Below are 25379 nucleotides of genomic sequence, written 5' to 3'. Positions count from 1 at the left end.
AACAACTTAATCTCTAAATCGGCAAAACTTCCTTTAATAAATACTTTAAAATAGTGTTAATCTTAATTTACCTTCAAATAAATAAAGTAGATTTGGACAACTTAATTTTAAAAACACGTCTTATGAGAAAATTATTGTTTATTACATTTTCAGTATTCATTAGCATTAGCAGTCAAGCACAAAACAAAAAGCAGATGATCTTTCAGGCTGAAATAGCGAATAAGTTTGGTGATTTCATCACTTTTTCTAATGATCAAAACAAACAAATTAAAAAAATTCAAATCAATAAGAAAGGTGTTTTTAAGGATACTATGAATATTGCAACTGGCAGATACCTTTTGTCTGACGGTAATGAATTTACCATTGTATATTTAAAAAACGGTTTCGATTTAAAGATGAAAATGGATGCTAAAAACTTTGATGAATCTATAGTTTATTCAGGAAAAGGTGCGGCCGAAAATAATTTCTTAGCCAAAAATTCTATTTTTGAAGAGCAAACGGATATTGATAGTTTGCTTGCCTCCCCCGAAACGGACTTTCTTATAGGCATGGACAAGAAAAAAGCCGATGATTTGAAACGTTTAGAAGACAAAAAATTAGACCCTGAATTTGTTGTACTTCAAAAGAAAAGCATTGATAATAATTACAACAGTATAGTAAAATATTACAAAAAAAATTATGAAGCGAATTTGGCAAAAAGCAAACTGAACAATACTGCTTCGCCTTCATTTGATTATGAAAATCACAAAGGTGGCAAAACAAAACTTGAAGATTTTAAAGGAAAATATGTATATGTAGATGTTTGGGCAACTTGGTGCGGACCTTGTCGTGCCGAAATTCCAGCGTTGAAAAAAATAGAAGAAAAATATCACGACAAAAACATTGCATTTATTAGCATTTCTGTAGATGTTGATAAAGATCACGATAAATGGAAAACGTTTGTTGCCGAAAAACAATTAGGAGGCGTTCAGCTTTTTGCTGACAAAAACTGGAACTCGGATTTTATGAAAGGTTTTGGAGTAATTAGCATTCCTAGATTTATTTTGATTGACCCCAACGGAAATGTGGTGAATTCAGATGCAGCAAGACCATCTAATCCTGAGTTACAAAATGTATTGGACTCACTTTTGAATCAGTTGTAAGACAAATATTGGCAAAAAGGTATTATTGTTTTGTTTTTGATTGAAATGGACAAATTCTTTATGAAATATTTTTTTTGTAAATATTATTTTTTTAAATTTACTAGATAGAAAGACGTTCATGATGACAGAAATCTGAGTAATAGTTTAGAAAATAAATAGCTCTTTCTGTGTATTAAATCAATACTGTAACGTCTATAAAAAAATCGGCTGTCACAAATTTTTGTAACAGCCGATTTTGATTTTTGTAATGGTCAAGGTTTTCTTGATTTCAAAATTACACCTTTTCTAATTACAAAACGGCTTTCCAAATAGGGATCGGATTGTCACTTATTTAAATTCATGTGCAACTAAAAAACACTAAAACAAGAATTTATTTATCTCATTTCCACTCCGGAAATTGAGTAGTATTTAAATCGAGAGTTGCTATGGTTTGCATGTCAGACTCTGCAAGTTCAAAATCGAAAATATTCAGATTTTCAATCATGTGTGCTTTTTGGGAAGATCTTGGGATAGTAACAACTCCCCGTTGATAGTGCCATCTTAAGCAAACTTGAGCAATGCTCTTTTGATACTTTTTGCCGATAGCAGCTAGTATTGGGTTGCTAAAAATTCCACCACGACCAGCTGCCAGAGGAGACCAAGCTTCTATTTGGGTCGCTGAACCCTTCAATAAAGGATATAAATCTTTCTCCTGAAAGAAAACATTGGTCTCAATTTGATTGATTGCGGGTGCAATTTTGGCATATGACAACAACTCCTTCATTTGCTCAGGGTCAAAATTGCTCACACCAATAGCTCTAATTTTACCAGCTTTAACAAGTTCTTCCATTGCTAGCCAAGACCCTTTTACATCTCCTCTAGGTCTATGGATAAGATAAAGATCGAGATAATCTACACCCAATTTTTTTATAGAAGTTTCAAATGCTTTTTTAGTGTTTTCATAACCCGCAAAGTCAACCCAAAGTTTCGATGTTAAAAACAGTTCTTTTCTATCAATGCCACTTTGCCTGATTCCTTCTCCTACAGCTGCTTCATTTCCGTAAATATGAGCAGTGTCAATGAGGCGATATCCTACTGAAATGGCTTCGGAAACACTTCGAACACCTACAGCGTCAGCAAGGGTATTTGTACCAAATCCTAGTCTTGGCATTACCACACCGTTGTTGAGAGTCACAGTTGGAATTGACATTTTCTTTTGGTTTCCAGTATTGGCACCAAAAAGTGCTGAACTTCCCAAACCAATAAAAATTGTTGCAGCAGTAAATTTTGTGGTTACTTTTAAAAACTCCCGACGGTTTACCTCATTATTGTTTTTTTCCATAATTAGTTGTTCTTTTAGATTCGTTTTATCTATTAAATTTTTTGCTCTCGATAGTGGGCACAGTTTGCAAAACTGCGCTAGCGTTTATCAGGAGATTTATGTAAATCCGAGCTATCGGTTTCGTTTAAGCTATTAAACTTTTTGCTCTCGATTGTGGGCACAGTTTGCAAAACTGCGCTAGCGTTTATGAGGAGATTTATGTAAATCCGAGCTATCGGGTTTATGACAATACCAATCTTCACAATTAATTCCAATTGTAGCTGCTGATATTTCTATTTCTAATGGTTTTAAAAAATGTTCTTTTTCTATCATATTTCAATGGGTTAATCATTACTACTTTATAGCTTATCACATCCCAAATATACTCAATCCATTCCTACAAAAAACAAAAAACCACCCAAAATAAATCTCGGGTGGTTTCCATATTTAAAGTTTGAAAAATCTAGCTTTCGATAGCTCGGGCAGCTCTAGCTTCTCTTCTGTCACGCAACCAGTATTTTGTTCTTTTTACTAAATAGAACATTACCGGAACCATCACCAAGGTCAACACCGTGGCATACGTCAGTCCGAAGATAATTGTCCAAGCTAGTGGTCCCCAGAAAACTACGTTGTCTCCACCCATAAAAAAGTGTGGATTAAAATCGGTAATCAAGGTAAAGAAGTCAAAGTTCAATCCAATCGCTAACGGAATCAATCCTAAAACGGCTGTTAAAGCGGTCAATAATACCGGACGCAAACGCGATTTTCCAGATTCGATAATCACTTCTTTTATTTCCTCAAGCGATAAATCGTCGTGACTTTTTAGCTTATTATCGTTAACTTTTTTGTCTAATAACAAAACAAAGAAATCCATCAATACAATACCATTTTTTACCACAATACCCGCTAGCGAGATGATTCCCATCATTGTCATCAGGATTACAAAATCCATTCCTGCAATAACATAGCCATAGAAAACACCGCTGAAACTCAAGATAACTGTGAACAAAATTACCATAGTTTTCGATACTGAATTAAATTGCAAAACAATAATAAGCGTAATTCCTGCTAGTGCTAAGAAAAGTGCATACATTAAGAAACTTTGGTTTTTGCCCTGTTCTTCTTGCACTCCTGAGAAGGAATAAGTCACATCACTTGGCAATTCATAATTTTTTAATTCGGTTTGGATTTGTTTGGTAATTTCATCTCCATTAAAACCAGTCAAGACATTCGAATAAATGGTCATTATTCGCTTGTTATTCTTTCTTTTGATCTGGTTATACGTCATTGTTTTTTCGGTTTGTGAAATAGCCGAAATTGGAATTTGTACGATTTGACCGTTATTCTGGTTTCTAAACGTCAATGATTGATTGAAAAGAATATTTTCGTTCTTGCGTTGATCGTCTTGCATACGCATTACGATATTGTAATCATCATCGCCTTCTTTGTACGTCGAAATTTCTTGACCGTAAACCGAACGACGTAAGGCAAAGCCCAATTGTCCAGTAGAAACGCCCATACTTCCAGCATTTACTCTATCTACTTTTACTTCCAGTTCTGGACTGTCTCTGTTGATGTCAATACTCAATTTTTCGATTCCAGGAATGTTTTTCGAATTGACAAAAGCAATCATTTTATCGGCTTCTTTCAACATCAAATCATAATCTTCTCCTTTCAATTCGATGCTAATAGGATAACCGGCTGGTGGGCCATTGGCATCTTTTTCGACCGTAATTGTGGCGCCGGCAATGGCTTTCACTTTAGAACGAATTTCTTCTAAAACGACTTCGGTTTTCACTTCTTCACGGAATTTGAATTCCGAGAAACTTACCGTTACTTTTCCTTTAAATGGCGTTTCCGAAGCGGAACCTGCATCTACATTTGGATTTCCAGCGCCAATTCCCACCTGAGAAACGATACTTTCTGCCAGGAAGTTTTTATCGGTTTTGGGGTCAACATATTTTTGTAAAATTCCAATGATTTGATTTTCGACAAACAAGGTCGCTTTGTTCGTTTTCTCTATCGAAGTTCCTTGTGGATATTCGATGTAAGCAATTACTTGATTCGGGATGTTGTCCGGGAAAAACAATACTTTTCTTGGGAAAACACCTAGTAAAACAAAAGAGAAAAACAACATTCCAATAATTGACACTAAGGCAATCCAAGAATTCTTTTGGGTTAGGATTTTTGCTAAAAACACTTTGTATTTTTCTTCCATTCTCGGGAAAAAGCTATGTTGAAAATCTTGTGTCCATTGGTACAATTTAAGAAAATACAACCACATTAAACCAGTAGCAATCAACAATAAATGTCCAATTCCTCTCATCAATTTACTATCATACGTATATTTCGACCCAATAAAAGCCAAAAATATTCCGAATGCCAAAAATAGAATAGTATAGAATTTTAGGTTCTTTTTAGAAATATTTCTATCTTCTATATCCATCGAACCTCCCGTCATTGCTGCATTGACAACCATCGCCACAAATAGCGAAGCGGTAAGTGTTACGGTCAAAGTCATTGGGAAATATTTCATAAATTTACCCATAGTTCCTGGCCATAAGGCAAAAGGTAAAAACGCCATTAATGTAGTAGCTGTCGATGAAATTACCGGCCAAGCGATTTCGCCAATACCCACTTTTGAAGCCGTAACCCGATCCATTCCTTTTTTCATATTGGCAAAAACGTTGTCCACGACCACAATTCCATCATCGACTAGCATTCCTAATCCCATAACTAATCCAAAAAGTACCATCGTGTTCAAGGTTAATCCTAAAGCCGAAAGTATGGCAAAAGCAATCATCATCGATAACGGAATTGCTGCTCCTACGAACAAGGAGTTTCTAAGTCCCATTGTAAACATCAACACAATCATTACCAGTATAATCCCGAAAATAATATGATTCGACAATTCATCCACCTGATGTTCTACACGAGAAGATTGGTCGTTTGTCATTTCAATTTTCAAGTTTTTGGGCAAATAGGAAGCTTTCGCTTTTTCTACTCGTTCTTTCACCTGTTCGATAGCCGAAATCATATTTTGACCCGAACGTTTTTTCACACTAAGCATTACCACTTCATGTCCTTTTTCGCGAGCGAAAGTTGTTTTTTCTTTCTCTTTGAAATTGACTACTGCAATATCTTTTAGATAAACTGTTCCGCCATATGATTTTACAATGATATTTTCTAGCTCTTTTGGGTCTTTGATTTCACCTACAATTCTAATGTTGTTTCTAGAACCTTGAGAAACCAAGTTTCCTCCAGAAAGTGTCATATTTTCATATTTCACTGCATTCTGAATTTCGTCGAAAGTTACTTGTGCTGCTGTCATTTTGAAAATGTCAACTGCAATTTCAACTTCTTTGTCATCTACACCAAGGATGTCCACTTTCTTCACTTCGGATATTTCTTCGAGATCATCTTGAATTAATTCTCCGTATTTTTTAAGTTGTTGTGTGGTATAATTCCCTTGTAAATTGATGTTCAAAATAGGTACTTCTTCTGAAATGTTCAATTCAAAAACATTAGGTTCTACCTTGCTTCCGTTATCCAAATTGGGCCAATCGGTTTGTGCTTTGGCATTATCAACTTTGTCTTTGATTTTTACTTTGGCGGCATCAATCGAAATGTCGTCGTCAAATTCGGCTATAATCATTCCGTAATCTTGAAACGAGCTCGAAGTTACTTTGTTGACACCACTAATGTTTTTGATTTCTTTTTCTAATGGTTTGATGACCAATTTCTCTACATCTTCGGCAGAATTTCCAGGAAATACAGACGAAATATATACTTTGTTTTCGATGATTTCTGGGAAATCTTCACGAGGCATTGTGATATAAGCGTAAACGCCTGTAATTACAATTAAAGCAGTTATGATATAAACGGTAACGCGATTGTCTACCGCCCAGTTTGAAATGCCGAATTTTTTATGATTAATACTGTGCATCTTTTTATTTTTAGTTTAAAGTTTAATGTTGTTTAAAATTGTTTAAGATGGTTTAAAGTTGTTTAAAGGTTTAATATTTGGGAGGACATTAAACAACTTTAAACTCTTAAACCTTTAAACCCTTTTAGAAATTAAGTTTCATTCCTTCTGAAACGGCATTAGCTCCTTCGGTAACAATTATATCTTCGGCTGATAATCCGCTTAAAATTTCGGTAACATTATCCGAAGATTGTCCTGGTTTTACGATTACTTTTTTTGCAATTCCAGTTTTTCCATTTGAATTGGTTACGATATAAACATATTTATTTTTTTCACCATCTTCTTGAATCACATTCGTAGGGATAACGACTGCGTTTTTGCTCACATAATCTGTGATTTTAAGACTGGCTACTTGGTTCGGACGTAATAAATTTTCAGGATTTGGAACTCCTACTTCAATACCAAAACTTCTATTGCTTGGATTCACAAAATTCCCAATTTGACGTACTTTTCCTTTGTATGTTTTTCCTAAAGAAGTCAATAAAACATCTACTCCAGTACCTACTTTTAATTTGCCAATATAGGTTTCAGGAACTGATGTTGAAACATACATATTCGATAAATTTACAATACGCATTAATCCTTGAGCACTTGGTGCCACAACTTGACCTTTTTCGACAAAAACTTCATCGATAGTTCCTGTAAATGGTGCTCTTATTATTGTTTTTGATAATTGCGCTTTTATTTGAGCTACTCCTCTTTGAGCCGAAATCATTTGGGTTTGTGCTTGTAAATATTGAATTTCAGATCCGATTTTTTGATTCCAAAGATTTTTTTGACGTTCGAAGGTCGTTTTTGCTAAAGTATATTGGTTTTCTAAACTTGCCACTTGCTGGCTTAATCCTGCATCATCAATTCGACCAAGAATTTGCCCTTTCGAAACTCTTTGTCCAGCTTTTACGTTCAATGAAAGCAGCGTTCCTTGATATTCTGGTTGAACCAATATGTTTTCTTTGGTATCTACGCTTCCTTGAATTTCAAGATAATGACTAAAAACAGTGTCTTTTACTGTTTCAACAGAAACCAAAGCTTCATCTTTTTTAACGTCTAATTTGGCTAAGGCTTCGTCTATTTTCGCTAAATCAGCTTGAATCAATCCTTTTTTGGCTTGAAGGGCAGTTACGTTTTTTGATGCGATTAAAGTGTCAATGTTCGTGTTGTCTTCTTTCTTTCCGCAAGAAAACAATGAAATTGAAAGTACAGTTATTAGGATAATTTTTTTCATATTTATAAAGTATTGATTCTATTTTCTTTGTTCTATTTGTTAATTATTTTTTCTAAAGCTGCTTTTTTATTGATTACATTAACCATTGATTGCAGATAATTTTGTTGATTAGTGTACAATTGTCTTTGTGCATCATTAAAATCAAAACTAGAAGACAAGCCTTCGGTAAATTTTATTTGTTGCTTTCTTTCGATTCTTTCGGCAAGACTCAAATTCGATTTTGCTGTGGCATATTCTTCGATACTAAATTCATAATCACTTTTGGCCGAAGCATATTGTAATTTTAATTTTTGTTCTGCTTCTGACAATTGTGTTTTGGCTTGATCCAAAGCTATTTTGGCTTGTTGTGTTCTTGAACTTCTGGCCAAACTACTGAAAATTGGCACATTCAAGCTTACGCCAATATTGGAATAATTGAGCCAATTTTGATTCTTTGTAAAAAATTGAAATTGATCTTTGAATGCGGTGTAGCCAAAATTCAAATTCGCTGATAAGGATGGTAAAGCTTTACTTTTTTGTAATTTCAATTCTAGTTCTCTTTGCTCCTGAAAATTCAAAGCCATTTGATAATTTACATTATCCGCAACTGCAAATTCAGTTTCAGCAAGGGCCAAATCTAAATTAGAGACAGTCAAGTTATCTAATTTATCGGTTAGTTTTAAATCGTCATTAATGTCAATTCCTAAAGTGATTTTAAGCGTTTTGTAGGCTACATCAACCAATCTTTTATTGTAGTTTAGAGTGCTATTTATAGAGGTGAGTGTGATTTGCAATTGCTCTACACTTTCTTCTTCTATCAAGCCGTTTTCGAAAGTTGCTTTAGTGTCTGACAACGTTTTTTCTAAAGTGGCTTTGTTTTTTTCGAGAATTGCGATGCTTTCTTCGGCTAATAAAACATTTCCATAAGAGTCGATTACGGCTTCTTTGATTTCGACATCTGTTTTTTGTTTGGCATTTTCGTAATATTTCAAATAAGTTTTTGAAGCTTGCAATGCTACGACATACGAACCATCAAATATTATTTGGCTCAAAGTAGAGCGTGCTATCATACTGTGCTTTGTTCCAAAGGCAACCGTGGCATAGGTCCCTGGTTCTCCACCAAAAAATTCGGCTGGAACAACTGATTTTTGCAACACAATATTATTGGTGTAATCTAGTCCTGCATTAATTTGTGGTAAACCCGCTGCGGTAGTTTCCCATTTTTTTTCTTTGGAAGCTTCGATGTCTCTTCCAGCATTGATAACCGAATAATTATTAGTCAGAGCCTGGCTGATAGCTTGTTCGAGGCTAAAATTGAAGCTTTTCTTGCTGTCTTGCGCATTTGCCGTCAGGGCAAAAAAGAGTAAGGGTGTTAAAAATAGTTTTTTCATTATTGATGATAGTTATGTAATTGTTTTTCTAGTTCGATAATTCCTTCGGCTGTTGCCATGGCTCTGGTGTGGTATTCTAATGCTTGTAGTTCAAGGACACTAGCTTCTTTTTCGGAGCTGACATTTCCATTAATGCTAAAAATTAAGGTGTAATAAAATTCAACATAGGTGTTGACAACGATGTCTTTTCGATATAAACCCTGTTGGATACCTTTTTCAATATTTTGCTTAAAAACAAAATTACATTCGGTTATTTCTCTTGACATAACCAAATCGTAAATTTCTGGATAATGTTTTTTTAATTGATAAACAGGGGAGTGATCGCCTGATTTAAACATTTCTTTAAACATTTTTCTGATTTCAAAGTTTTCTTCGATGGCATTGTAATTTTTATCCACGATGGTGTCAATGCTTTGATGAATTGCTTTGTGGACCATTGCGGTCGACTCCTCGATTAGAATTTCTTTGTTGCAGAAATATTTATAAATTGTTTTTTTAGAGATGCACATTTCTCCAGCAATATCGTCCATTGTGACACTTTTGAAACCTAGTTTCATAAATAAATCGGCGGCTTTTGCTATGATTTTTTCTTTCATTGTAATTGCTGAAATACATCAGATTTTTTATTTATTCAAATATAAATTGGAAACTTTTAATACAAATAAAGTTTCTGAAATGATTACTTTAACTTAATGTTTGTTATATGATAATTTAACTTTTAAATTGAAAATTCTAAATTGGCGACTAATTTCAGGTTTTTTCCAAAACCAAATTTCTCTTTCGAATTGTTGAAATCTTTATCCAATCCAAAATCGTTTCTATTAATATCTCCTTTTATTTCAAATGCCGCTTTTTTAGAACCATTGTAATTGTTGATTCCGATGAATTCCGCATCAAGTTCAACCATTTTGGTTACATCTTTTATCGTTAAATACCCTTTCAAGAAATTGATGTTGTTCTTAAACTTCTGAAATGAAGTCGATTTGAATCTGATTAAAGGCTTCTTTTTTGATGCAGTATTGTTTTTTATTTGCGATGATGCGGAACTTTTTTGAGAGGTGAAAGTATTGCTGTCTAGAAAAAATTCAAGCGACGCATCCTCAATTTGATCTTCTTCAAGAGATACAAAACCGTCAAAATGATTGGTTTCACCACCCAAATAAGTAATTGTAGAGTCTTTCATTTTGATTAATACATCAGATTGGTTAGAATCTATAGTCCATTTCGTTGCCATAATTGGTTAGTTTTATAAAGGTAAAAGGCTTTTAGGTTTTAATTTTTGGTGCAAATATATATAGGAAACTTTAAATACCAAAATAGTTTCCAAAGTATTTTTAAAAAATTATCATTAATTTAAACGCTGAGGTTTTTTACTTTCCATAACTTGCTTTAAATTTGGTTTTTAAAAATCAATCTAAATGCTTCCTATAAACGAATACCAAGAACAATTTTTACTTTATTTAGAAAGTCAAAACTTCGATAAAGAACCCAAGAATCTTTATCAGCCCATAGATTATATCGTGCAATTGGGAGGGAAACGATTACGTCCAATATTGACATTAATGACTGCCGATATTTTTGATGTAGATTATAAATTGGCCCTGCCTGCGGCGATGGCTGTTGAGGTTTTTCATAATTTCTCCTTGGTTCACGATGATATTATGGACGATGCTCCTTTGCGTAGAGGTAAAGTTACAGTTCACGAAAAATGGAATATCAATACTGGTATTCTTTCTGGAGATGCAATGTTGATTTTGGCATACCAATATTTCGAAAATTACCAACCCAAAACGTTTCGGAAACTGGCCAAATTATTCAGCAAAACCGCCCTAGAAGTTTGTGAAGGACAACAATACGACGTTGATTTTGAAACTCGCATTGATGTTACGATTTCTGAATACTTGAAAATGATTGAGTATAAAACTGCTGTTCTTGTTGCTGCGGCTATGAAAATGGGGGCGATAATAGCCCAAACATCTAAGGAAAATTCCAAATTAATTTATGATTTTGGTCTTAATTTGGGATTGGCATTTCAGTTGCAGGATGATTATTTAGATGCTTTGGGTGATCCAAACACCTTTGGCAAGCAGGTAGGAGGAGACATTATCGAAAATAAAAAAACGTATTTGTATCTCAAAGCAATCGAATTTTCGAAAACGGATGAAAAAGAATTATTAACACAATTGTTTTCAGTTCAATTAGAAGATAACGAGGACAAAATTAATGCTGTGAAAGAAATTTTCAACTCGACAGGGGCTTCTACCGCCACTCAAAAAGCCATTGAAGACTTTACTTTTAAGGCTTTTGAAACGTTAGAAAAAATTGACATTTCCAAAGATAAAAAAGCAATTCTAAAAGATTTTGGAGAAAATTTAATGAACAGAAACGTCTAATTCCTAAACGCGTTATGAATTTTATTGCTCCATTAAATGCCAATCAATTGCTCGAAGAAGCCGAAAAGGAATCTTTGTACCTGAAATTAATTGAACAACTCAATAAAGATTTTAATTTGGCCAATGAAGGAATTGATTTTCCTAAAAGTATTTCGCCCGAGGAATTAAAAATTCAATTACACGAGAAAATCTATCGAATGATTCAATACAAATTTGCCGAATATTTGAATCTACTATACATTATTGACGTTTCTGAAGACCAAATAAAAAAATTGGATGGTTCAGATTTAGTGATTTTAGCTGAAAATGTTGCCTTTTTGATTTTAAAAAGAGATTGGCAAAAAGTGTGGTTTAGGAACAAGTATTAGCTATTCCAACTCCTTTTTCAAGATTACTTTATTCCATAGTTCTATTCCTTCTTTGTTGAACAAAGTCAATTTCATTTGCCGAGTCTCTTTACTGCCAGAAAATGAAATAATTCCAAAACAACTTTCGACGAACAAACTTCCTTCAACTCTATTTATATTAGTGTCTTCTTTGTACGTTGTTGCTATATTTGAAGTAAGAGGAGAAACTGTCCAATCGTAAATTTGCTGTGTTTCAGAAATGGATATTTTGGATAATTCGGTAAAATGTCTGTCGCCACTTAGAAATAATACACCTTTAATAGCATTGCTTTTAATTTGTTCCAGCAAGTAATTTTTTTCTTCTTTATAACATTCATAATTTTCAAATCTTGCGGAAGAATTCAATACTTGTCCGCCAATTGCAATTATTTTAAAAGCTGCTTTCGATGAGGCTAGAGCGTCAATCAACCATTCCAGTTGTTGTTTACCCAAAATAGTTTTTTCTCCCGTTTTTCTATCATTTGGTGACTTAAAAAAACGATTGTCCAGCAGAAAAAAATCGGCATCAGACCAACTAAAGGTGGAACAAGTTCCTTCATTTTGATTTGTATCTAAACCATAACTTTTATTGGCCCAAAAATCTTTGAATGCTTGTTGGGAAATGTGTTTGTTATAAAAACTTCGGTCACTGTCATTTGGTCCAAAATCGTGATCGTCCCAAATGGCAAAATTTTGTGTTTTGGCCAGTAATGGTTGTAACTCTTTTATCGAGCGTGAATGAGTATAACGATGGTAAATGCCTGTTTTAGTGTCCCAATCTGCTTCTCTCAAATATATATTGTCTCCCATCCAAAGCATGATGTCTGGGTTTTTGGAATTAATGGCCTCAAAAATCGAATAATTAGAACCGTATCCTTTGCCAGGTCTGTCTACTGCTTCCTCGTTTATATAGGTGCAACTTCCAAGAGCAAAAGAAAAATCGGGTGCATTTTCTCGCCACAGCCATAATTTTTTTGAAGTAAAAGAAGTTTCATAAGAAAAATTAATTTTTTTCTTGTCTATAAAAACGGAGTAAAAATATTTTTTACCAGGTTGTAGCTGATCTAATAAAACGTGACATGTAAAAGCATCGTCTTTTTTTGTAAGGTATGATTCGCTTCTTAAAATAGTTGTCTTTTCATCGGTACTATAATATTCAACAAAAACGGAGGCTTTTTTTTTAGTTTGCAACCAAATTACAGCTTCTTTCATCTCGCTGTAACCAACCATTGGACCCGATTTTAAATTATTCTGCGCTAAAATTGAAATAGAGAATAATAATATAATTGTAAAATAAAGATTTTTCATTGTGGTAGATTTTTTTAAAAAAAAGACAAATAGTTGAGGTAATAAGGTTGCTTGGTATTATTAATATGTTACGGTTTAGGATTAAAAATAAGCCCTGACAAAAGGCACAAAAGGGTCGGTGTCATAACGATCATTTTGAAGGACATTGTAACCTACACCTATAGTTACATTTCCTGTTCGATAACCTGCACCAAGAATTAAACTCGTATCCCAAAAATCCTCAGAATAATCACTGAAACCTTCTTCTTGATAATTGACACGAGATTCATTTAGTCCTACTGAAAATTGGATTTCCGGAATTGGATTTATCAAAACAATGGTGCTTATCCCATAAACTAAGGAAGAATAATAATTATTCGAATCAACGTAGTTCAAATTTATTCCCGCTCCTAATGCAACGATATGATTGAAATTATATATAGCACTTGGTGCCAGAAAAACATCAGTATAACCAGAAGAAAAATTCAATCCGATTCCACCCCCAAATTGTACATTTTTCCAGAAATCATTAGGTTGTTTAGTCGCATAAGTTAGCCCTTGTGCTGATATATGATTATAAAGGGAAAGGAGCAGTAAAACTAATAATGTTCTAAAAAGGGTCAAATGATGATTTTCTTTCATGTTTTGATGATTAATTTAACAAAATATTACGTAAAAGTACGTAAAAAAATATAGTATGTGTATTGATTTATTGTACTTTTGCCAAACTATTTTTAACAAAAAAGCATATTCTATACAATTATGGACAGGTTTTCATTCTTAAACGCGGCTCATACCGAATTTTTTGCCCAGTTATACGATCAATATTTAGAAAATCCAGATAGTGTAGAACCTAGTTGGAGAGGTTTTTTTCAAGGTTTCGACTTTGGAATAGCAACTTATAATGGTGAAAATCCAGTAATTCAGCCAGAAATAAAACCAGTTGCATCAGCCGAAAATAATGGTGGAACTGAGAAACTTCTGAAGGAATTTAATGTAATCAAATTAATTGATGCCTACAGAAGTCGTGGTCATTTGTTTACCAGAACAAATCCAGTTCACAAAAGAAGAACCTACTCACCAACATTAGACCTAGAGAATTTTGGGCTTTCTAAAGCCGATTTACCTTTGGTTTTTGATGCTGCCAGAATTATCAAAATTGAGCCTTGTAGTTTGGCTGAAATCTTAGGTCATTTGGACAAAATTTACTGCCAATCTATTGGTGTTGAATATATGTATATCCGGAATCCAAATGATATCAAATGGATTCAGAGTAAAATTGGTCACAACGACAACCAACCTGATTTTTCGATTGAAAAGAAAAAGGCAATAATGCACAAACTTAACCAAGCGGTTGCCTTTGAAAATTTCTTGCACACCAAGTATGTTGGGCAAAAAAGATTTTCGCTTGAAGGAGGAGAATCTATCATTCCAGCTATCGATGCTTTGATTGAACAGGCGGCAGAAAAAGGGGTCGAACATTTTGTGATGGGAATGGCTCACCGTGGTCGTTTGAATGTTTTGGCTAATATTTTCGGAAAATCTACTCAAGATATTTTTAGTGAATTTGATGGTAAAGATTATAACGATCAAGAATATTTTGATGGCGATGTGAAATACCACTTAGGACTAAGTGCTGAAAAAAGAACTAGTTCAGGAAAAACCATTACTATCAATTTGGCGCCAAATCCTTCGCATTTAGAGACCGTTGGTGCCGTAATTGAAGGAATCACAAGAGCCCAACAAGACAAATATTTCCCAAACGATTTTTCAAAAGTATTGCCAATAGCTGTTCACGGAGATGCTGCGATAGCTGGGCAAGGAATTTTATATGAAATCATTCAAATGTCGCAATTGGATGGCTACAAAACAGGCGGAACCATTCACGTTGTTATCAACAACCAAGTTGGTTTTACAACAAATTATCTTGACGCCCGTTCTTCGACATATTGTACAGATGTGGCCAAAGTAACACTTTCGCCAGTATTGCACGTCAATGCCGATGATGCCGAAGCCGTTGTACACGCTATGTCATTTGCATTAGATTTTAGAATGCATTTTGGTCGTGACGTTTTCATCGATTTATTAGGTTATAGAAAATACGGTCATAACGAAGGTGACGAACCTAGATTTACACAGCCAATCCTGTATAAAATCATTGCCAAACATAAAAATCCTAGAGATATTTACGCCGAAAAATTATTGGCCGAAGGCGTTATTGATGACTCTTATGTAAAAGATTTAGAGAAAGTATACAAAGCTGATTTAGAAGTTAGCCTTGAAGAATCTCGCAAAAAAGAATTGACCATAATTACTCCTTTTTTGCAAAACGAATGGAAAGGTTTTGAAAGTGCTGGAATATCACAAATGCTTACAAAAGTGGACACAACCTATTCAAAGGAAGGTCTTACGGCTGTTGCCAATGCTATTTGTAATTTGCCATCAGACAAGAAATTCATTAGCAAAGTTCAAAAATTAATCAACGACAGAAAAACAATGTTTTTCGAAACCAATAAGCTTGATTGGGCTATGGCTGAGCATCTGGCCTACGGTTCTTTATTAAGAGAAGGTTTTGATGTTCGTTTATCGGGGCAAGATGTAGAACGTGGTACTTTTTCTCATCGTCACGCCGTTGTAAAAGTAGAAGATTCAGAAGAAGAAGTAGCTTTAATTAATAGTTTAGAAGGGAAAAAAGGGAAATTCAACGCCTTCAACTCGCTTTTGTCAGAATATGGAGTTCTAGGTTTTGATTATGGATATGCTTTGACTAATCCTAACGCATTGACTATTTGGGAAGCACAATTTGGTGATTTCTCGAACGGTGCTCAAATTATGATTGACCAATATATTTCCTGTGGAGAAGACAAATGGAACAATCAAAACGGAATCGTATTATTATTACCTCACGGTTATGAAGGCCAAGGAGCAGAACATTCATCAGGACGAATGGAACGTTTTTTGCAACTTTGTGCCAGGCAGAATATGTTTGTTGCCGATTGTACAACGCCAGCCAACTTCTTTCACTTGTTGAGAAGACAAATGAAATTAAAATTCCGCAAGCCGCTTATTGTTTTTACACCAAAAAGTTTGCTTCGTGATCCAAGAGTCGTTTCTAGCATCGAAGAATTAGAAAATGGGTGTTTCCAAGAAACTATCGATGATGAAACCGTAAATAAAGTTGAGGTTAAAACCCTAGTTTTCTGTACAGGAAAATTCTATTATGATATTACTGCTGAAAGAGAAATAAGAGGAAGAAAAGATGTGGCTGTTGTGAGAATCGAACAACTATTTCCATTGCCTGCTGATCAATTAACAGAAATTATTGCCAAATATCCAAATGCAGATGATTTTGTATGGGCACAAGAAGAGCCTAAAAACATGGGAGCTTATGGTTATATGCTGATGAATTTCAATCAAGTAAATTTGAGATTGGCTTCCTTAAGAGTATCCTCTGCATCGGCTTCAGGAAGTTACACAAGGTCTAAAAATCGACACGCAAAAGCAATTAAAATGGTTTTTGAAAAAGATTTTGTTCGTTAAAATAAAAAGATTTAAGATTCATAATTTAATATAAATAAGATGATTTTAGAAATGAAAGTCCCATCACCAGGGGAATCTATAAAAGAAGTTGAAATTGCTACATGGCTAGTAAAAGACGGTGATTATGTAGAAAAAGATCAAGCCATTGCCGAGGTTGATTCTGACAAAGCAACACTTGAATTGCCAGCAGAAGCTAGCGGAATCATCTCTCTAAAAGCAGAAGAAGGTGATGCAGTAGCTGTTGGGGCAATTGTGTGTCATATTGATACCGATGCTGCAAAACCATCCGCTTCAGCGTCAGTTGCCGAAGTTAAAAAAGAAGAACCAAAAACTGTTGAAGTGAAGAAAGAAGAAGTAAAAGTTGCAGCTCCAGTAGCACCAACTTCTTATGCATCTGGAACTCCATCTCCAGCAGCAAGAAAAATATTAGACGAAAAAAACATCCAACCTTCTGACATTGTTGGAACTGGAAAAGATGGAAGAATTACCAAAGATGATGCTGTAAATGCCGTTCCATCTATGGGAACTCCAACTGGCGGAAATAGAGGTTCTGAACGTTCCAAATTATCGATGTTGCGTCGTAAAGTTGCCGAAAGATTGGTGGCTGCCAAAAATGATACGGCTATGTTGACTACTTTCAACGAAGTAAACATGACGCCAATCAATACGTTGCGAAACGAATTTAAAGATGCGTTCAAAACTAAACACGGCGGACTTGGATTAGGATATATGTCGTTTTTTACAAAAGCGGTTACAAGAGCTTTAGCATTATATCCAGACGTTAACTCCATGATGGATGGTGATTATAAAATAGCTTATGATTTCTGTGATATTTCGATTGCCGTTTCAGGTCCAAAAGGATTGATGGTTCCTGTTGTTCGCAACGCCGAAAACTTAACTTTTCGTGGCATTGAAGCCGATATAAAAAGACTAGCATTAAAAGCACGTGACGGACAAATCACCGTTGACGATATGACTGGAGGAACATTTACAATCACAAATGGTGGCGTATTTGGTTCTATGCTATCTACACCAATTATCAACCCGCCACAATCTGGAATCCTTGGAATGCACAACATTATCGAGCGTCCCATTGCGGTAAACGGCAAGGTAGAAATTCACCCCATGATGTATGTTGCCCTTTCGTATGACCACAGAATTATCGATGGTCGTGAGTCTGTTGGATTCTTGGTTGCCGTGAAAGAAGCCTTGGAAAACCCAGTAGAATTGCTTTGCGGTGGAAATCCTAAGAAAGCATTTGAAATGTAATATTCAATATCAAAACTTAACTTATAACCAGTTTGAGAAATCAAACTGGTTTTTTTGTAGTTTTACCTTCAAAGATTATTATGTCAAAAACAAAAAAACAGGCCGCAATTGGTTTTATTTTCATCACCATGTTAATTGATATTACAGGGTGGGGGATTATCATTCCAGTAATACCTAAATTAGTTAAAGAACTTATTAATGGAGATATTAGTGAGGCCGCTAAATATGGTGGTTGGTTGACCTTTGCCTATGCCATTACTCAATTTATTTTTGCGCCAATAATTGGAAATTTAAGCGATAAATTTGGTCGAAGACCTATTATTTTAATTTCATTATTTGGATTTTCGCTAGATTATCTGCTGTTAGCTTTTGCGCCTACCATATTTTGGTTGTTCATTGGACGAATTTTAGCAGGTATTACTGGAGCAAGTATAACAACTGCATCTGCCTATATTGCGGATATTAGTACACAAGAGAATCGTGCTAAAAATTTTGGAATGATTGGGGCCGCTTTTGGATTAGGATTTATTATTGGACCTGTAATAGGTGGTTTTTTGGGGCATTATGGTTCAAGAGTTCCTTTTTATGCAGCAGCTGTATTGTGTATGATTAACTTTTTGTACGGTTATTTTATTTTGCCAGAATCATTATCAAAAAATAATCGACGCGAATTTGATATAAGACGTGCTAACCCAGTTGGAGCATTAAAAAGCATCAAAAAACATCCTTCTCTAATTGGATTAATGTTGGCTATTTTTTTACTATATATTGCTTCCCACGCTGTGCAAAGCAATTGGAGCTATTTTACCATGTACCGTTTTAATTGGAACGAAAAAATGGTAGGTCTCTCTTTGGGACTAGTCGGATTACTTGTTGGAATTGTTCAAGGTGGTTTAGTACGTTGGGTCAATCCGCGTTTGGGTAACGAAAAAAGTATTTATGTAGGATTGGCGTTGTATACTATTGGATTGTTCTTGTTCGCAATAGCCAATCAAAGTTGGATGATGTTAGTTTTTCTTGTACCTTATTGTTTGGGAGGAATTGCCGGTCCGGCATTACAAGCCATAGTTGCGAGTAAAGTTGCACCATCTGAACAAGGTGAAATTCAAGGAGCAATGACTAGTTTAATGAGTGCTTCAACCATTATTGGACCACCGATGATGTCGACTGTGTTTTATTTTTTTACACACAAAGAAGCTCCTTTTCAATTTGCTGCCGCACCCTTTGTTTTGGGTGGTTTTTTAATGTTATTGAGCACAATTATTGCTTATTTTTCGTTTAAGAATAACGCTAAAGTAAGTACAAACAATGATTATAATAATCAATAATCCCTTTGCCTTTCATTAAAATATCGGCACCAATAATACCGTGAACTGGTTTTGCTTTAAAAGCAACCAAAGCTTCGTTTACGTGGGATAAATCAAAAATAACGAGATCAAAATCAATGTGTTTCCAATTGCCTAATTGTAATTTATTACCAACGGCAATCTGTGTCGACATTCCTGTTGCGCCTGCACCTGAAGCTTTTGTTTTCGAATGTTTGGCTTCCAATAAGAACAATTCTACGCTTTCAAAACCAATACAACTATTAGAAGCACCTGTGTCAAGGATAAAATTACCTTTAACACCATTAATTTTTGCTTTGATGAGCAAATGTTGTGTTTTCGAAACCTTGAATTTTATTTTTTTGTAGTTTTCTTTTTTTAGAATATCGGGAAGGGTTTTCATTTTCGGTAACGATTAAAGGCCAAAAATAATCCAATTAAAATCAATAAACCCAGAATATAAAAATAATAATTTGATTGTGGTTTAGAGGTTTCAAGTTCCCCATAATACACAAATGCACTCCAATAATAAGGCGATTTTTTTGCATTTGATACCGATTCGTCTTTCAGGAAATTCCTTTTGGCATTGGCATTAGCTTCAAAATAAGGAATGTTTTTTTTGATGTTTTTATAAAAATAATTCATAAATACCGAAGTTGTATAATCGTTTACTTTCCATAATGAAAACAATAAATTTTGTGCTCCGGCAAACTGGAATCCTCGAGCAATACTCATTGCTCCTTCGGACTTGTAAAGTTTTCCAATTCCGGTTTCACAGGCGCTCAAAACTACCAAGTCAGGATTTATATGGAGGTTATACAACTCTGAATATAGAACCTCCTGATCATAAAATTTAATATTTGCAGAAGTTTCGGTATTGCCAGAAGTGGCATGGGTGCTCAAATGTAAAATGGAATAATGGTTAGCATTCATTTTAAAATTATCGAAAGTGGCGTTTGAATTATTGAAAAACTGTCCGTCGAAATTACTTTTGATTGATTCCATTTCAGCTTTGGAAAACGTCAATTCGTAATTGGTTTTTTCGAAAACAGGAAAAATTCCGAGAACTGATTTCTTGTCGCTTGAAATGGGTTTTCCTTCCAAATAAAATGTTGCCGAATTATTGTAGGCAATCCTGAAATCGTTCAGTAAATAATGCATTTTGGTAAAATTGGTCGTGCTGGATTCTTTCGTAATCAAAGCTTCAAAAGGCAGGAAATTCAATATTCCATCAGGAATAATGATGAGGTTTTGATAAGTTGCATTTGTTGGCAATTTCAACATTTTATACAATGAATTACCATAATGGTTATAACCCGAAATATTATCGGTAATTTTATTGGCATCGCTAAAATAATCCAAAAATGAAATTATTTTTGGTATTGCCGTATCAGTTACGTTAATATGTTCGAGGTTTATCCTTTGGTTTGCCAAGGTGAAAATGTACATTGTTTCAAAACCCGAAAAATATTCCACCATAATCGCTTTGTCTTTCTCGAGTTTAGAATACAAGGATTTTAAATCGATGTTTTCCGCTTTATTAATTTGATTTTTCGATCTAATTTTCTTTAGAGAAAGCATCAATTCGTTTTGTCTTTTTATGGCTTCGTTTATTTTCGCAACGTTTGCCAAGTCTCCTTTTTGCTGTTCTTTGACGATTTCGTTGTTCCAGTTTTGAAGTTGTTCTAAATGCAATGTTTCTTCTCTGGAAGCTGTTTTTTTGTTGGAAAGATAGTTTTTCAAAACACCCGATTTGGTTCGTTCTTGAAGTTGGAAAGCACTTTCTAAATAAGCGATTATATTTTCTTTTTGATAAAGAAAGTCATAAATGGAAATGCATTTTTCGGTTCTGTTCCTGATGCGGATTTGATTGATGATTTTGGAATTTTCATAAACCAGCAAATTGGCAAACAAATCCTCGATTAGAAACGAAAGCGAATAAGCTTTTAACGCTTTTTTAGGCTGGTTTTGTTCTACAAAAATTTCGGCTTGTAAGTCCAATGCGTCCAATAAAATGGTTTCGGCATAAAGTGCATTTGGGCTAGGTAGAATGTTTTTTTGATAGGAATAGGTTGGAATTAAAGTCTTGAAAACGGATGATATAATCTTGCTTGCGTCTGTATATTTTTGTTGTTGAAATAACAGATTGGCTTCTTCATAATTGAATTTTGCTAGTTTACGAGACGATATATTTGGTGATGCAAAGAAATATTTTTTTGCTTTTTCAAAATAGGAATTCGCTAATTCAATATTTTGCCATTGCATATTTATTGCGGATAAATTACGGTAACAATTGGCCAATGTTTCGGTTTGGGTTTTATCTGATTGCAATAATTGAATGGCGGAAAAATAGGAGCTTTCTAGTTTTTTAAAAATATTTGGGATCCGTTTTGAAAAGTCTGGGTTTTTATAACTCAACACATAATTATTCCCCAAGTTGTTCCATATATTTCCTTTTTGAACGGCAGATAATTTCTCGGTTTTAATAGTTTTTTCGAGTAAATCAATTGCTTCATTAATCCTGCCTGTGTTTTGGTACACGTTCGATAAATTGATAATTGCTGCTGTTTTTTGTGACTGGTCTTTCTCAACATTAGCAATAAAATAATATTGTTTTATGGTGTTTTCGGCATTGTCATAATCGCCCATAATCGTGTAAAGATTGCCCAACGGTTTCAAGCAGTATTCTGTGATATCATAACCTGAAAGTTTGTATTTTTGATAAACAGACCAGGCTTTTTCATAACTTAAAATGGCTTGATTGGTCTTGCCAAATTTGCTTTCATAATAGGCTTTATTACAATTTAAAACTACAATTGCAAGTAATTCCTTCGTGGATTTTGGCTTTGGATTTTTCCAAAAATTTTTTTCGGTTGCTTCTAGTTTTTGTAAACTTTCCGAAGAAGGATTGGTCACAAAGTCATCTACGGCATTGTAAATTTTATCTTCTGGTGCAAGCGGATTTTGTCCAAAAATATTTAGAGTTAAGAATAGTAGAAGATAAAAAAGTTTTTTTACCATATAAGGGATATAAGTTCATTTAAGTTGGACTATTTTGAATTCATAGATGATATGAAAAGGCTACCGATTCAAACAGATTTTGATAAAATAAATTCGTGACAATCTGTTTAAATCTGTGTCATCTGTGTGCCAATAATTAAAACTTCCAAATCCCATACAACTGAAAATAATTGAAATTGTCTTCGAAATTCATCACATACCTCGCGCCAAAACTTGGTCCAATTCTTGCCGCGCCAATGGTTAAATCAAACAATAAACCTGTTTTTATATTTGTAAAATTTTTACTGCTAGACAAAATGGTTTCGTCGGTTTTAAGAACAATAGCATTTGTTTTTTCAGATTCTAAATATTCTATTTTAGTGTATTGTTCTTGCTTTTCCGATGCGTTAATATTGGCTTGAACTCCTGCTCCAATTCCGATGAAATTATTAATATTATAGCGAATAAGAAGAGGGATTTCGTTATTGAAATTTGAATAACTTAGTGTTGTGGTTGTCCGTGTGGGTTGTCTAACTCCATTATTCGTTGTTACAAAACCTGTCGTAATTGTCGTTCCTAAATTGAATTTGTTGATGCTATTAATTAATTCTGCTTGCCAATAAAAACGGTAGGATTTAAAAGGCGAAATGGTCGCACCCACAAAATAACTTTTTGAATTTTCTAAATCAGGATAATAATTGTATCCTGCTTTGACACCTATGGAAATTCCTGGCAAGAATCGTGTAGTGGCATAATTTGTAACAATAGGTTCGTTTTTATCAAAAATAATAGCGGTTCTACTTTTGGTTTTCGTTTTGTGAAAGTCTCTGTTGAACTTCATCGAATACTTGACAAAGCCTTTGGTACTGTCTTTTTCTTTGACGTTTTTTTGTGTGCTTCCTGGTAAATAGATGTTTTTGAAAGTAAAAAACATTTGTTTTTGCTTGATGATGGTGTCAAGGCAACTTGTTGTAGGTTCTTCGCCTTTTGGACAAATCGGGCATTTGGGATACATATCTTCTATTTGGAAAGTCTTTTTGTCGAACATATCCGGAATATCGGTTTCTAACCGAATCATTCTTGCTGGGCCTTCACCATTGTTCTGGAAACGTGTTTTGAAGTTGACTCTTTTGAATCGCACCAATCTGTAGTTCATAAAGCTTCCGTTGGAACCCATTTTGTTTGGGTCGTGCGAGGTTACAATTTCCATTTCGAGATTTTTGACTTTGTGGTTTTTAAAACTTCTGTTTGGGACAAAAACACTACGTATTGTTACCGTTGCACTGGTATCTTTAATCATTTCTGGTGTGGTTTTGTGAGTAAAAAACACGTTACGGGTTTCGCCTGGATTGACTCCGTCAAATTCTAATATGGTTGCTTTTTTATAGGTTTTATAGGCTTCTAATAAAGTAGCGTCTAAATCTTCTTCAGTAGTGGTAATTTTGTATTTTTTGGCTGTTGACAGCGCCTCTTCGTAAGCCAAATACAAATCCGAGTTTTCTAAATCATTCACAGTTGCAACCAGATTTTCCTTGACTTCTCTTTCGCCTGCATAAGTCCTAAAATCGACCAATTCAAAATTGTCGTTTTTAAATTGTTTTTCGTTGTAGAAAAGATATAATTTTCCATCGGCAACGTAGTTTTCCATATTTTGATAGCTCACGATTACCTCCATTTGCTGATCGGGAATGGGATCGCAATTTTTCTGGATGGCCAAGCCGTTTTGGTCTTCGATGGAAGCTATATCAGTATAAACCTCTTCACTTGAAATTTCGTTTACGGCAAGTGTTTTTGGTCGGGTTGCTGGTGGTTTTCCGTTGTCGTAATTATTGGTTACTGCAAGTCTGGTTTTGTATGTTCCTTTGTTTTTATAAACGTGTTTGGGTTCGGGTTCTTTGCTGTAATGACCATCTCCGAATTCCCATAAATAGGAATAAGAAGGTTTTGGTGCGCCAGCAATCGGGATTAAAGGAGGAGTTTCAGGTTTGAAAGTTACCGCATTTCTGTTTTGATTATAAGTGATTTTGGCTTTTCGGGTTACGGTATCTTTTACTTTAACTTGTGAAAAAACGACAAAAGATAAAAGACAAAAGATAAAAGATAAAAGTTTTTTCATAGCCGAGACGTTTTTAGCCCTGATGGCAGCGGCATCCTTTTTCCGCGCTTTTTTGCGTGGGAAAAGATATAGCGAACAGCAGGATTAGCTTCAAAATATTTTTAAAAATAGAAAAAAGTGACGAATAAATCGTCACTTTTAAATTAAATCAAATAGTTTATGAGGTTGTCACCTTGTTTTGAAGGTTTAATTTTATTTTTTGTGTAAACAAAAATCATCGAATGCGCAATATGCCATTCCTTTTCCTTCATTATCACTTCTTGTAATTAGAATATAATTGAATCCGCCAACTGGATATTCTTTTGAATTAGGAGTGAAAGCAATGTTCTGATTTACCCAAGTATTATTTGCTCCAGCTGGAATTATTATAGTGCCTAAAAAAACGGTATTGGCAGCGCCAAACAAATTTATGTTTGTTGGTGTAGCTATTACTGAAGGTTGTAGCGGAAGTGTTACGGGTGCTATGTCGTCATAATTAACACCATAAATACTGATTTCAACTTGTTGAGCAGTATTATTCAACTTGGCGGTTTTAAATTCCAGGACGTAAGTCACGGGCACTGGCTCTGGTTTAATATAATGATGCAATCTATTAAACATTGCTTCTCTGTACTGATTGGGATCAGTGCTCTTATTAGTAACCCACATACTGGCATAATTTCCAGAAGTTGGAGCTGGTGCTGGCGATATTCCCATTGGTGATGTTCCCGATGAAAATAAATCGGCTCCTATGACATTAAAAGGAGGATTTTTTTTCCAAACCCGTCTCCAGCCAGTTGCTGCAATAATGTCTTCATCGACTTGAATATTTGGACTTTGAACGGTTGTGTTGAAATACCCATTTGTTATATAATTACCTACGCAATCTTTGTCTGTAATATCTGGAAAAGGATCACCAGTGGCAGCATCTACAACAATGGCTTTTTCAACTATAGGTGGCGGTGGCGGTGTTGGTGTTGGCGAACATCCAGGTCCAATAATAAATATTGCGACAACAACAAGCAGCATTGGCAAAATAATTTTTAAAAATTTGTTTTTCAT

General features: G+C 34.6%; 18 protein-coding genes. 6 read left to right on the top strand and 12 right to left on the bottom strand.

The features are described from left to right. Positions 1-122: 122 nt before the first annotated feature. The gene (locus FNW17_RS08050; RefSeq protein WP_144071389.1) at positions 123-1142 is read left to right on the top strand and encodes a TlpA family protein disulfide reductase; all 1020 of its coding nucleotides are present in this window, start codon (positions 123-125) and stop codon (positions 1140-1142) included. Between the two features lie 379 nt (positions 1143-1521). Here the strand turns inward: FNW17_RS08050 and FNW17_RS08045 are convergent, their stop codons facing one another. From FNW17_RS08045 to FNW17_RS08020, 6 genes are all read right to left on the bottom strand, one after another. Next, the gene (locus FNW17_RS08045) at positions 1522-2325 is read right to left on the bottom strand and encodes an aldo/keto reductase (protein WP_394343488.1); all 804 of its coding nucleotides are present in this window, start codon (positions 2323-2325) and stop codon (positions 1522-1524) included. A gap of 580 nt (positions 2326-2905) precedes the next feature. Beyond that, on the bottom strand, positions 2906-6388 hold the full coding sequence (locus FNW17_RS08040; RefSeq protein ID WP_143389240.1) for an efflux RND transporter permease subunit: 3483 nt from the start codon (positions 6386-6388) through the stop codon (positions 2906-2908). A gap of 124 nt (positions 6389-6512) precedes the next feature. Next, entirely contained in the window at positions 6513-7652 is a 1140-nt protein-coding gene (locus tag FNW17_RS08035; RefSeq protein ID WP_144071388.1) for an efflux RND transporter periplasmic adaptor subunit, read from the bottom strand. 32 nt (positions 7653-7684) lie between these two features. Further along, positions 7685-9022: a TolC family protein gene (locus tag FNW17_RS08030; RefSeq protein ID WP_144071387.1), complete on the bottom strand. Its 1338-nt coding sequence runs from the start codon at positions 9020-9022 to the stop codon at positions 7685-7687. Continuing rightward, a complete protein-coding gene (locus tag FNW17_RS08025; RefSeq protein ID WP_143389243.1) occupies positions 9022-9618 on the bottom strand; it encodes a TetR/AcrR family transcriptional regulator in 597 nt (198 codons plus the stop codon). Before FNW17_RS08025 ends, FNW17_RS08030 begins: the two co-directional genes overlap by 1 nt. Positions 9619-9740: 122 nt before the next feature. Next, positions 9741-10256, bottom strand: a complete 516-nt coding sequence (locus FNW17_RS08020; RefSeq protein WP_143389244.1) for a YceI family protein — start codon at positions 10254-10256, stop codon at positions 9741-9743. A 184-nt stretch (positions 10257-10440) separates the two neighbouring features. Here FNW17_RS08020 and FNW17_RS08015 point away from each other — a divergent pair, with 184 nt between their 5' ends. Together FNW17_RS08015 and FNW17_RS08010 are read left to right on the top strand one after the other, a co-directional pair. Then, positions 10441-11415 (top strand): polyprenyl synthetase family protein, encoded by a 975-nt coding sequence (locus FNW17_RS08015; protein WP_144071386.1) that lies wholly within the window; start codon positions 10441-10443, stop codon positions 11413-11415. A gap of 14 nt (positions 11416-11429) precedes the next feature. After that, positions 11430-11783, top strand: coding sequence for a hypothetical protein (locus tag FNW17_RS08010; protein WP_143389246.1), 354 nt, complete (start codon positions 11430-11432; stop codon positions 11781-11783). Here FNW17_RS08010 and FNW17_RS08005 read toward each other — a convergent pair whose 3' ends face one another. After that, positions 11784-13109: an alkaline phosphatase D family protein gene (locus tag FNW17_RS08005; protein WP_144071385.1), complete on the bottom strand. Its 1326-nt coding sequence runs from the start codon at positions 13107-13109 to the stop codon at positions 11784-11786. It abuts the gene before it with no gap. An 81-nt stretch (positions 13110-13190) separates the two neighbouring features. Then, the gene (locus tag FNW17_RS08000; RefSeq protein ID WP_144071384.1) at positions 13191-13730 is read right to left on the bottom strand and encodes a hypothetical protein; all 540 of its coding nucleotides are present in this window, start codon (positions 13728-13730) and stop codon (positions 13191-13193) included. Between the two features lie 120 nt (positions 13731-13850). On the opposite strand from FNW17_RS08000, the gene FNW17_RS07995 reads away from it, so the two are divergent. The 3 genes from FNW17_RS07995 to FNW17_RS07985 all read left to right on the top strand — a co-directional run bounded on the left by FNW17_RS07995 (position 13851) and on the right by FNW17_RS07985 (position 19225). Further along, complete coding sequence (locus tag FNW17_RS07995; protein WP_144071383.1) at positions 13851-16628, top strand: 2-oxoglutarate dehydrogenase E1 component; 2778 nt, start codon at positions 13851-13853, stop codon at positions 16626-16628. A 39-nt stretch (positions 16629-16667) separates the two neighbouring features. After that, positions 16668-17897: a 2-oxoglutarate dehydrogenase complex dihydrolipoyllysine-residue succinyltransferase gene (gene odhB, locus FNW17_RS07990; protein ID WP_144071382.1), complete on the top strand. Its 1230-nt coding sequence runs from the start codon at positions 16668-16670 to the stop codon at positions 17895-17897. A gap of 80 nt (positions 17898-17977) precedes the next feature. Then, on the top strand, positions 17978-19225 hold the full coding sequence (locus FNW17_RS07985) for a TCR/Tet family MFS transporter (RefSeq protein WP_143389251.1): 1248 nt from the start codon (positions 17978-17980) through the stop codon (positions 19223-19225). Here the strand turns inward: FNW17_RS07985 and FNW17_RS07980 are convergent. The 4 genes from FNW17_RS07980 to FNW17_RS07965 form a co-directional block, all read right to left on the bottom strand. Continuing rightward, entirely contained in the window at positions 19188-19625 is a 438-nt protein-coding gene (locus FNW17_RS07980; protein WP_143389252.1) for a retropepsin-like aspartic protease, read from the bottom strand. The genes FNW17_RS07985 and FNW17_RS07980 overlap by 38 nt on opposite strands. Beyond that, positions 19622-22243: a CHAT domain-containing protein gene (locus tag FNW17_RS07975; protein ID WP_144071381.1), complete on the bottom strand. Its 2622-nt coding sequence runs from the start codon at positions 22241-22243 to the stop codon at positions 19622-19624. Before FNW17_RS07975 ends, FNW17_RS07980 begins: the two co-directional genes overlap by 4 nt. Before the next feature lie 136 nt (positions 22244-22379). Then, on the bottom strand, positions 22380-24338 hold the full coding sequence (locus FNW17_RS07970) for a PKD domain-containing protein (RefSeq protein ID WP_144071380.1): 1959 nt from the start codon (positions 24336-24338) through the stop codon (positions 22380-22382). A 192-nt stretch (positions 24339-24530) separates the two neighbouring features. Further along, on the bottom strand, positions 24531-25379 hold the full coding sequence (locus FNW17_RS07965) for a hypothetical protein (protein WP_144071379.1): 849 nt from the start codon (positions 25377-25379) through the stop codon (positions 24531-24533).

Source organism: Flavobacterium franklandianum, from assembly GCF_007097365.1.
GTDB lineage: Bacteria > Bacteroidota > Bacteroidia > Flavobacteriales > Flavobacteriaceae > Flavobacterium > Flavobacterium franklandianum.
This window is presented reverse-complemented; position numbering and strand designations above follow the sequence as displayed.